Source organism: Albibacterium sp., from assembly GCF_035514885.1.
GTDB lineage: Bacteria > Bacteroidota > Bacteroidia > Sphingobacteriales > Sphingobacteriaceae > Albibacterium.
Genome location: NZ_DATJCH010000021.1, coordinates 77,785 through 88,883 on the forward strand (window position 1 = coordinate 77,785; position 11,099 = coordinate 88,883).

Genomic DNA, 11,099 nt, shown 5'->3' on the forward strand with positions numbered 1-11,099 from the left:
GTTTTATTTGTTTGAATTCAACATTATTGTTTAGATACAAGGAAGACCTGATGTCCTGCTTTCAGCATAACTTTTGGGGTTCTTACCTTTTTGGCGAAGTAGCCCGAAATTCCCTGTACCACGCCACGACTAAGATCTGCTGCAACCTGCTGTCCGGCATTCTGTGTGAGCATTATGCTCGTTCCACCAGTTTGGCTCATATTGCCCGCCATTTCAGTAAGGGCATTCATTTCGGGCGAATATGGAACGTACAAGCCTTGCTGCCCATCCAAATCGTAAATGGTAATATCTACCGGCATGATGTTGCCCTCCAGTTCTACGGAGGTAACTTTTAATTGCACCCTGCCATTCTGAAATTTGGCATTAGCTGTTATAATCGTTCCTTTAGGGATGGTACGTTGTGGCGTTTGGGCAGGCTCTAAAAGTCGCAAGCGAACCCCCGTTTCGCCTACTACCGTTTGGGCTTCGTGTACACAGGCTTTGATACTGTTTTTAAGTTGTATTGCCTGTTCGGTAGCACCTGCGGTATAAAACCCACGGTTTTTTGTTTGGCTCCAATCGGCTGCAAAAGCACTGTCCGATGGTTCACGGTACAAGGCTGTTACAATATTCTTTTTTGTGGATGTAAACGATACGAAATGTTCTTTTTGGTTAGCACCCAAAGCAACATTTGGAGTTGCAATATTGGTAGGAGCAGCGTTTCCGGTATTGGCATTTTGCGGAAGATACTTTGCTGCCATTTCATAGGATTTCTCCATTAGTTTAAGTTGGTCATCAACGGTGGCCACAGGTGGCACATCTTTCTCAGCCAGCTTTTCTTTCATTTCGTCCAGTTGCCTGCGGAGTTCCATTGTTTCAGAATTATTATCCTGATAGAATGAACCCAATGTGCTTTGCATATTTCTATAGCTGTTCAATCCATGATTACCGTTTCTTCCTGAATTTCTGCTACCTCCTCCAAAGCTGTTGCTTTCTTCATCTTCAGGAAACTGCTCGTCGGTAGGTTCTTCTTTATCTTCTGCATTCCAGTAGTCGGAAAGCGTTACAAGTGCATTGCGTTTTTCCTGCTCTTTGCGTTCGAGCATTTCCTGCTCATAGGCCTTGCTTTTATTGGCAGGCAATCCTGCTCCGGTAGCCTCTGGTACAGCATCGTTTAGCCCAATACTTTCGACCGTCTTTTTATCTTTGGACGGTTTAAATATCAGGTACATACAGCCGAGAAATACCACACCCATTAAAAGGAATATGAGTGGCTTTTTGAGCTTGTCGGCTTTTTTCTGTGTGCCGTCTTGCAGCACATCAGCGGTGTCTTTCGGGCTTCCCTCGGTTACCCTAACAACCGTTTTTTTGTTCTCATTTTCTTTCATAAATCTGATTTTTTAAAATTGTTGATACACTGTCCTGCAACTTTGCAGGATTTCCATTTTTAAGGACAGGGTTCTCAATATGTTTAATGACCATATTGTTACCGGACTTTGAGGTATCGTACATCACTTTGCCAATGACCACTACGGTGAGCAGTAGGTAAACCACAAAGAAGTACAGCGTATATTGGCGCTGTTTGCGCAAAGGCAACGCCCGCCAACGTTCATCGAGCTGGTCAAAGTACCTGTCCATATTTGCTCTTAACTTTTTCATAGCCTTACTATTTGTTGTTACAGCTTGAAACGCTTAGGACTTTTACCCGCCTGTTGCTTTGGCTCATCGTTGACCAGTGCGACCGCTTCCGTTAATTTGGGTGCAGATATGACGGACAGGTTTGCCAGTTCTGATTTTTTAAGCAACTGCCCGAAGCCGTCTTTCTTGGCTATTTCCATACGGCTAAGCGAAAATTTGCCATTCAGGTATTTTACCCACATACTGCATTCTACACGGGGCTTGTCATCGCCTGACCATTGCAGGTAGCCTGTCAGAAATAAATCCTGTTTAGGTAAATTGTCTGCACCTTTTTGGCAGCTTTCGAGGTATTCGCTGATACTGTCTTTCAGCTTTCCGGCATACGCACCCTGCGTATGGAAATACCCGTTATATCCTTTGTCGGTAAGGATTTTTGCGAACGTGTTTAAATCTGATAATGCTTCCATAAGATTGTTTTTAGCGTTCGATAACTTCAATGTCCTTGTTTTCCACGACTGCAAATTTTTCGATATTGAAGCCCTGCGGATTATTGTCGGAACGAACGGAGTTGACGAGATAGCAGGAGGTAATAAGGTTACGTCTGGTTACGTTGCTTGAACGGATAATGAACTGTTTGGCATAGGTACGCACTGCATACGGGTAGGCGTCGAAATTGCACACGACACTATCCACCTCAATGCGTTGCTGCACATTCCCTGAAATGATGCGGCTGTAATAGCCCTTTTCCGATAAGTCTTTATAATAGTCGAAAGCACTTTTGTCGGCAAGGTTAAACGCCCTGTTCATATTGCTTTCGATAGCATTCTTATCAGGTGCAAGCGTAAAAAAAAGCTCGTGAAAACGTCTGACGTGTTCCCTTGCTTCAACCGGACGGTTGATGCTCGCATCCTGCGATAAGGCAAGCATCAGTGATTTGCCGTTATCCAATACATAAATTTTTTGGCGTTGTTCTTCTGCAAAGCGGTAGGACTGCCATACAGCATATCCTACCACGCTGGTGCAGAGAACCGCAAACACAATGGCATATAACCTTATCTGCCTAAAGCTGTTTTCGATATTTCTTAGCGTTTTAAATTCCATTTTTAGAATGATTAATTGTTTATTTATTCATCAGTTTACCGCCGATGTTTCCAACTGTAGAACCTGCACCTGCACCGGCGATGTTCCCTGTTTTCATTGCAGCTTGGTTTACGTTGCGGGTAAAGTTTCCAGCACCTCCGGCTTGGATCACCCAGCCTGTTACTGTTGGTATTGTGAAATACCCGATAATGCCGATTATCATAAAAATGATGTACACAGTATTGCTCGTATCAGGTATGTAGGTAGGGTCGGCAAGCATCGCTATATCCCTTTCCAAAATGAGGTATTGTATTCTTGCCAGCATCGAGCTGAACAGATCTGAAACAGGAAGCCACAGGTAAACACTGACATACCTGGTAATCCATTGCGTGAGCGTGGACTGAAATCCGTCCCACACGGAAATGGCAAAAGCTATTGGTCCGAGTATGGAAAGGACTATTAGGAAAAACGTCCGTATAGTATCAATGACCAATGCTGCCGCCTGAAAGAGTATTTCCAGTAGATTGCGAAACCAATCCTTTATAGCTTTCTCTATCTTGTAAGCCTGCCTGTCCATATACATACCCGCCATTGTGCCAACGTCTGATGGTGACCAACCCAGTTCGTCCAGTTTCTTATCAAACTCTTCGTCTGACACCATATAGGCTGTTTCGGGATTTCTGACCATTGCTTCATATTCCAATTGGTCTTTCTGTTGTTGGAGCTGGTTAAGATCAAGCACTTGGTCTTCGAGAATTTGGTGGGTTCCCGTAACTACCGGGCTCAATACTGCATTGATGGTTCCCAATACTATGGTTGGAAAGAACATTATGCAAAGCCCCAAAGCGAACGGACGCAGCAAAGGAAACACATCAATAGGTTCGGCACGGCTCAAAGCCTGCCAAACCTTTAATGCCACATAGAACAACGCTCCCAATCCCGCCAATCCTTTAGCTACTGCAGCCATGTCGCCTGCAAGCGGCATCATATCATCATAAAGCGACCGCAGGAGTTCGTGAAGATTATCCCATTCCATAGTTTACCAGTATTTTTGGTTAGCAGTTCCGTAGAGGTCAAGCACTCTTTTGGCATCGTTTTTCTTTTTCGCTCTCAGGTAGCTTACAGAAATGTTCTTGTTAGTATAGTAGCGCACCAGGCTGTGGTACTCCTTTACCTCTTTGTACACGCGGTCAATAATGTCCATACGCTCTTTGTCGTTCAACGAAAGGCTTGTAGAGGTTACAATCTGCTTTAATTCTTTCAGCAGTTCGGTACTTTCATTGAGCAGCGCCGAATAACCGTTGCCGATAGCGACCAATTGCTGTGGGGTAAAATTTGGGTCGTTCATCATCTTGCCGAAATTCTGAACGTACATTTCTGATACATCGCCAACCAACAATACCGTTTGCTGTACCTTACGGGCATCTTTTACGAGGTTGTTGATAGCCTTCAGCTTGTCATAATATTCCTTGCCCTGGTCGTAAACTTTCTTCACTTCGTTGAAGTTCTTTATCACATTACTCACGGTGGAAGAAGTCTGTATGATTTCATTCGCAGAGTTGATAATCCCTGAAGCCAAATTTGCGGGGTCTGTTACTACCCATTGGGCTTTTGCTGACGGTGTTGCGGCGAGCATTAATGCTGTACACACCATAAAAAAGATTTTTTTCATTGTCTTGAAATTTTAAATTGTTAATGACTATTGATTTGAATTGTCCCGCCTTTGCATTGCGATATGCTTAATGGCGAGTTCCACATTGCCGTCCAGTTCAGCAGCAAGCTGCATCACTTCCATTTTTTCGGTTTCTTCGGTCGTGTAGGCGAGGTATTCCTCCAAACTAACTTCGGTGGCATAGACTGCCGAGTGCGTACCACCTAAGCCAATCCAAACCTCTTTGTAAAGTCGGCTTGCATCGTTGTTCATATTGATGGAAAGTACCTGCCCTTTCTCTTTGTCAGTAAGCCCCAACATCGCCTGTATATCATCAAACTTGTTCATATACTTGCGTTGGTCAAGCAGGATTTTACAGTCGGAGTTGTTGATGATACTTTCCTTCACAATGGGCGACTGGATAATATCATCGACCTCTTGCGTTACGACAATCGCTTCTCCGAAAAATTTGCGGACGGTCTTAAACAAATACTTGATGTATTCCGCCATTCCCTCTTTGGCAATCGCTTTCCAAGCCTCTTCAATCAGGATAAGTTTGCGAATACCTTTCAGTCGGCGCATCTTGTTGATGAACACCTCCATAATGATGATGGTCACAATGGGAAAGAGGATTTTGTGGTCTTTAATCGCATCAATCTCAAACACGATAAAGCGTTTGGAAAGCAGATCTAACTGCTTGTTGGAGTTTAGCAGGTAATCATATTCGCCACCCTTGTAATAGGGTTCGAGTACGTTCAGGAAATTGGCAATATCAAAGTCCTTTTCCCTGACCTGCTTTTCTTCCAGTACCTTGCGGTAGTCGCCTTTTACATACTCATAGAAACCGTTGAATGAGGGATACACATCTTCCGTTTTGATACGTTCGATATACCCGCTTACCGCATTGGAAAGGGCAACTTCTTCCGAACGGGTTGGCGGCTCATCATCACGTTTCCATAAGGTCAGTATCAAAGTCTTGATACTTTCCCGCTTCTCAATGTCGAACACGCCATCATCGGTATAGAAAGGGTTAAAGGCAATCGGATTGTCTTCGGTATAAGTGAAGTAAACACCGTCTTCGCCTTTGGTCTTTCCTTTGATGAGTTCGCATAAGCCCTGATAAGAGTTACCTGTATCTACCAACAATACGTGTGCGCCCTGTTCGTAATACTGCCGTACCATATGGTTTGTGAAGAACGACTTACCCGAACCCGACGGACCAAGTATAAACTTGTTCCGGTTCGTGATGATACCACGCTTCATAGGCAGGTCGGAAATATCCAAATGGATAGGTTTTCCTGTAAGCCTGTCAGCCATCTTGATACCGAACGGCGAGGGCGAATTGTGGTAGTTGGTTTCTTCCGTGAAGAAGCATAACGCAGGCTCGATAAAAGTGTAAAAACTTTCTTCACTGGGAAAGTCGCCCGCATTGCCCGGCATTCCTGCCCAGTACAATGTTGCTACGTCCGTTGTGTTGTGCCGAGGCTTACATTCCATCAGTGCCAATGCACTACCGCAATCATTCTTTAACTGTTTCAGTTCGGCAGGGTCTTCCGACCACGCCATAATGTTGAAGTGCGCACGGATAGAAGACAGCCCGAAGCTGTGGGCTTCGTTCAGGTACTTTTCTATCCACTCTTTGTTGATTTGGTTAACCCTGCTATACCTTGCCAGCGAGTGCATATTCCTTGCGGACTTTTCAAACTTTTGCAGGTTGTCTTCGCTGTTATCCCAAAACAAATATTGGTTGTAGATATGGTTACAGCTAAGGAGTAAGCCCACAGGAGCAGCGAACGACAAACGGCAGTCGCTCCGGTCGGTGGACAGCTTTTCAAAACGGGTATCAGCCGATACCGTTCCGGGCAAATCGTCCGTATCGGACAAGGTGTGCAGGCTCAACCTTTTGTTCCCGACACGGACTTCTTCTGTTCTGAGTGCGATATCCTGCATCGGTGTTCCTGCTTCCCTCGAAAGTGTAAGGTATTGTTCCAGTAATCCCTGCCTTTCTTCCGTTCCGATGATGTCGTCTTCGGTCAAACGTTGCAGGCTTACAAATCCGCTATCGTTCACGATACGCTCAAACTGTGCCACCGCTTCCATAAAGCGGTGTATCGTTTCCTTGTTCCTGATTTCCTTTGGTATCAACGTACCTTTGCAAAGCGAACTGAAGTTGCTTTGCATTCGCATTCTTTCCTTAGTTGTTTTGGTCAGGAACAGGTAACAATAATGGTTCAGGAACGGTCGCTCATTAAAATGGCGTTGGTACGATTTCGCCAAAAAGCTCTGGTCTTCTTTTGCCAAATCAGGAGCATAACTTTCTTTGATGTACCAATCCTGTTTGTGGATTACCGTAAAATCCGGCAAAGTCTTGATAGCTTTGTGCCAAGCGGAATGTATAGCTTCATATTCCGCAGAAGCTACCGTAAACAGTTCCGGCAAACGCACTTCAAAACAGGCGGTAATATCTGCATCTTTGGAAAGGATGCAATTGTTTTCTACTGCCAACAAAGGAAATTTGTTTTCCAGCGTTGTTGTTTTAGATACATTTCTCATACGGCATTCTGTTTAGTAGTGAATTTCAGATAGCGGTGTATAGGCTTGCGGCAGATGATGTAGCGGGGATGCCGTTTATTGGCTGCAATTTTCATCAGCCCGTGTTCGCCGTACTTCCTGTTGAGTGAAAAGGTCTGCCACACAATGAGCGAAGCCCCGCCTGCGCCCAGGAACAGGCAGACGTAAGAGTTTACGCCAGCCATATACATTATCATCACGAGGATAAGCGTACCGAGTAGTCCGCCTGCGAAAATGAACAGGTATTGTGCTTTCAACCCTTTAAATTCCACCGTTCTTCCGATGCCTTTATTGATATTGTAATTCATAAGGCAAAGGATTAAAGGAAGAATGAGCGCAGGATGGTAGCCGCAACAATTAAGAAGATACACGCACCAAACCAGCTTGCCGCAGTCTTGCTCGTGTCGGGGTCGCCCGAACTGAACTTGTTATACACCTTAACGCCCCCGATTAACCCGACGACAGCACCGATGGCGTAGATTAATTGCGTTGCGGGGTCGAAATAACTTGTTACCATTTGGGTAGCCTCGTTGATACCTGCCGAGCCGTTTCCCTGTGCGAACGCACCAATTCCTGACAGCATTGCCACGGCTGCCAGCAAAACTTTTTTTCTCTGTTTTTCCATAATTGAAACACATTAATTTGTTACTGTTTATCCCGCACCTTGCGAGCTTTCGGGACAAATGTCTTGTGGAAAAAGAGGCGTTATAAGAAAGTGGCAGTCAAGGGAAGTGTTTGGCTGTGAGTGGCTTTGTAGGTTTAATTTGAATTATTCGTAAAAAACTTTTTCCGCAATTTGGATTACTATGAAATATTTGCATAAATTTGACACATTATGTCAACGGAAGTTATGTCAACAGAAACAATAGGAGAAAAATTAAGACACATCCGAGAAGAAAGGGAACTACCTCTGCGGAAAGTTGCAGCCTTACTGGATATTGATGTTGCTATTTTAAGTAAAATGGAACGTGGGGAACGAAAAATAACAAAAGAGATAATACTGAAGCTGGCTGAAATATATCACTGTAACGCAGATGAACTTATGGTTTCATTCCTAAGCGACAAAATTCTATATGAAATTCAAGATGAAGATTTAGGTATGAAAGCACTGAAAGTGGCAGAGGAAAGAGCAAAATATATAAAACAGAATAAGAAGAAATGACAATAAAGCAACTCATAGAAAAATATTCTGCTGACAGAAAATATTATTTAACTAACAAGTATAATGAAACACTGCTTCGCAGTGATTTTTTAGACCCATTTTTTGAATTGTTGGGTTGGGACATAAAAAACAACGCAGGAAAAACGACCAACGAAAGAGAAGTAATATTGGAAGAGGCATTGAAAGCAAATGCTTCTGAACATTCAAAAAAGCCAGACTACTCATTTCGTTTGTTTTCAGAAAGAAAATTCTTTTTGGAAGCCAAAAAACCTTGTGTAGCAATTGAGGCAAACAACGAAACGGCAAAACAAGTAAGACGATACGGTTTTACCGCTAAATTGAAAATTTCGGTTCTTTCAAATTTTGAATACTTAATTATTTATGACACCTCGGTAAAAGTAGATGAAGCTGATAATTACAATAAGGCGTTAATCAAGAAATATCATTACACCGAATTTGAAAATAAGTTTGATGAAATCAAAAAGCTATTGGGTAAGGATGCTGTTTATTCAGGTGCATTTGATACCGAATGGCAAAGTATTGAGAACAAATTAAATCAATATTCGATTGATACACTTTTTCTACACCAATTCAACGAGTGGAGAAAATTGTTAGGGAGTGAGATTTACAAACACGACCCAAAAATAAAAGAGCAAGACTTAAACGATATTGTTCAAAGCTATTTGAACAGAATTTTGTTTTTGCGTGTTTGCGAGGACAGAAATTTAGAAGACTACCAAACACTTCTAAAGTTTGCAAACGCAAGTGATTTCAAGGCACTCACTAAAAAATTTGAACAAGCTGATAAACGCTATAATTCAGGGTTATTTGACCAATTGCTGAAAGATAAAATTGTGGAAAATATCAGTTCGGCATTTTGGACAATAATAAAACAACTCTATTATCCCGAAAGTCCTTACTCTTTCAGCGTGTTTTCATCTGACATTTTGGGTAGCATTTATGAAATTTTCTTATCCGAAAAACTGACTGTACAAAACGGTATAGTTGAATTGGTAAAGAAGCCTGAAAATGTAGATAGAGATATCGTAACTACGCCAACCTTTATCATTAACGATATTCTGCGAAATACAGTTCTACCCAAATGTAATGACAAGACCGACAAAGAAATTCTAAAACTGAAATTTGCAGACATAGCTTGTGGCTCAGGTGCATTTTTATTGGAACTTTTTCAGTTGTTGAATGACATTTTAATTGACTACTACCTAAAAGCAGACAAAACAAAACTGATACAAACCAATATTAACACTTACAAGCTCCCCTTCAAAATAAAAAGGGAACTTCTATTGAATTGCATTTACGGAGTTGATAAAGATTATAATGCGGTAGAAGCAACCAAATTTGGTTTATTACTCAAATTATTGGAAGATGAGAATACATCTTCAACCGAAACAAGTAAACCCGTTTTACCTGATTTATCCAATAATATTTTCTTTGGCAACAGCTTACTAAATCCAACACAAGTTGACAAGGAAAATCAAACAATTATCAATCCGTTTGATTTCTCAAAACTACGTTTTGATGTAATTGTCGGTAATCCGCCTTATATGAAGTCGGAAGATATGAAGAATATTACACCACTTGAATTACCACTTTATAAAACAAACTACACTTCTGCTTACAAGCAGTTTGACAAATACTTTTTGTTTCTTGAACAAGGTATTAACTTGCTCAATGTTGATGGAATTTTAGGATACATCGTCCCAAGTAAGTTTACAAAAGTTGGTTCAGGAAAAAAATTAAGAGAAGAGCTTACTAACAACGGCTATTTACAATCCATCGTTTCATTTGGTGCAAATCAGGTTTTTGCTGATAAAACAACTTATACTTGTTTGCTCGTTTTAAACAAAACACCGCAAAAAACTTTTCAATATGCAGAAGTGAAAAGTTTAAAAAGTTGGAAAGTTCGCGAACCCGAAGCAGTAAAATATGCTTCTAAGAAAACGGAAGATTTAAATAATGAAGTTTGGGTATTAGTTCCACCTGAATTGACCAATGCATACAACAAAATCGTTGCTCAAAGTTCTACGCTAATTGATTTAGTCGGCAGTGAAAACATTTTTAATGGCATTCAAACAAGTGCTAATGATATTTACATCTTCCTTCCAACGAAAGAAGATGCGAAGCATTATTATTTTTCCAAAAAGGGCGTTGATTACAAAATTGAAAAGGCAATTACAAAGCCTTATTTTCAAACATCGTCAGGAGAAGATAACCTAAATACTTATAGAACTTTCAAGCCAAATGCGAGAGTTATTTATCCTTACCAAAACACGAAAAGAGGTATTGATGTAATTCCACTCACTGATATTCAAAAGAAATATCCGTTTGCTTTTGACTATTTGCATATACACAAAGCAATTCTGAACAATCCAAAAAGAGATATTAAACCAGAACCTGCAACAGCAAACGAATGGCACCGCTTCGGAAGACAACAAGGACTAAGCATTTCGGATAAAAAAGAAAAGATAATACTTGGTGTTTTGTCGAGTGGCGACAAATATGCAATTGATAATTATGGAACGCTTTTTACATCGGGTGGAACAGCAGGTTATTGTGCTATCACAATGCCTGATAAATTCGATTATTCAACTTATTACATTCAGGCAATTCTCAACTCAAAATATGTTGAATGGTTTGTCATCTTAACAGGCGAAATATTTAGAGGAAGTTATTTTGCAAGAGGCACAAAAGTCCTCAATAATTTGCCAATTCGTACCATTGATTTTGCAAATGCAAAAGAAAAAGTATTACACGACAAAATCGTTGAAGCACAAAAAGAACTTATCCGCATACAAGACCAAATAGACCTTAACATAGGGAATAAAAGAACCTTGACACCATTACAAGGACAATTTGCAAGAGAAAAAGCAAATTTAGAAAAGCTGTTAGCCAAATTATACGATTTAGGCGATGACGATTTATTAATCCCTTTAATCAAAGATTTGTATGAAACTAATTGAGAACGCAACAGCCGAAAAATTAAGAGGTGGTTTTTAT

General features: G+C 41.3%; 11 protein-coding genes. 2 read left to right on the forward strand and 9 right to left on the reverse strand.

The window, feature by feature from the left end:
* Positions 1-23 precede the first annotated feature (23 nt).
* From traM to VL047_RS10065, 9 genes are read right to left on the reverse strand one after another with little or no spacing between them, the layout of a single operon-like run.
* Positions 24-1,367: a conjugative transposon protein TraM gene (gene traM / locus VL047_RS10025; RefSeq protein WP_325360182.1), complete on the reverse strand. Its 1,344-nt coding sequence runs from the start codon at positions 1,365-1,367 to the stop codon at positions 24-26.
* Entirely contained in the window at positions 1,354-1,638 is a 285-nt protein-coding gene (locus tag VL047_RS10030; RefSeq protein WP_325360184.1) for a nitrogen regulatory IIA protein, read from the reverse strand. Before VL047_RS10030 ends, traM begins: the two co-directional genes overlap by 14 nt.
* Before the next feature lie 17 nt (positions 1,639-1,655).
* Positions 1,656-2,084, reverse strand: a complete 429-nt coding sequence (locus VL047_RS10035) for a hypothetical protein (RefSeq protein ID WP_325360186.1) — start codon at positions 2,082-2,084, stop codon at positions 1,656-1,658.
* A gap of 10 nt (positions 2,085-2,094) precedes the next feature.
* Positions 2,095-2,718, reverse strand: coding sequence for a conjugative transposon protein TraK (gene traK / locus VL047_RS10040; RefSeq protein WP_325360187.1), 624 nt, complete (start codon positions 2,716-2,718; stop codon positions 2,095-2,097).
* Positions 2,719-2,737: 19 nt separating this feature from the next.
* Positions 2,738-3,733, reverse strand: a complete 996-nt coding sequence (gene traJ / locus VL047_RS10045) for a conjugative transposon protein TraJ (RefSeq protein WP_325360189.1) — start codon at positions 3,731-3,733, stop codon at positions 2,738-2,740.
* A gap of 3 nt (positions 3,734-3,736) precedes the next feature.
* Complete coding sequence (locus VL047_RS10050; RefSeq protein ID WP_325360191.1) at positions 3,737-4,369, reverse strand: DUF4141 domain-containing protein; 633 nt, start codon at positions 4,367-4,369, stop codon at positions 3,737-3,739.
* A 27-nt stretch (positions 4,370-4,396) separates the two neighbouring features.
* The gene (locus tag VL047_RS10055; RefSeq protein ID WP_325360193.1) at positions 4,397-6,901 is read right to left on the reverse strand and encodes a TraG family conjugative transposon ATPase; all 2,505 of its coding nucleotides are present in this window, start codon (positions 6,899-6,901) and stop codon (positions 4,397-4,399) included.
* Positions 6,898-7,227, reverse strand: coding sequence for a DUF4133 domain-containing protein (locus tag VL047_RS10060; RefSeq protein ID WP_325360195.1), 330 nt, complete (start codon positions 7,225-7,227; stop codon positions 6,898-6,900). Before VL047_RS10060 ends, VL047_RS10055 begins: the two co-directional genes overlap by 4 nt.
* An 11-nt stretch (positions 7,228-7,238) precedes the next feature.
* Complete coding sequence (locus VL047_RS10065) at positions 7,239-7,544, reverse strand: DUF4134 domain-containing protein (protein ID WP_002979435.1); 306 nt, start codon at positions 7,542-7,544, stop codon at positions 7,239-7,241.
* A gap of 210 nt (positions 7,545-7,754) precedes the next feature.
* Here VL047_RS10065 and VL047_RS10070 point away from each other — a divergent pair, with 210 nt between their 5' ends.
* A complete protein-coding gene (locus VL047_RS10070; protein WP_325360197.1) occupies positions 7,755-8,081 on the forward strand; it encodes a helix-turn-helix transcriptional regulator in 327 nt (108 codons plus the stop codon).
* Positions 8,078-11,062 carry an Eco57I restriction-modification methylase domain-containing protein gene (locus VL047_RS10075; protein ID WP_325360199.1) on the forward strand — a complete coding sequence of 995 codons (2,985 nt, stop codon included), beginning with the start codon at positions 8,078-8,080 and terminating at the stop codon, positions 11,060-11,062. The genes VL047_RS10070 and VL047_RS10075 overlap by 4 nt, the downstream gene beginning before the upstream one ends.
* Positions 11,063-11,099 lie beyond the last annotated feature (37 nt).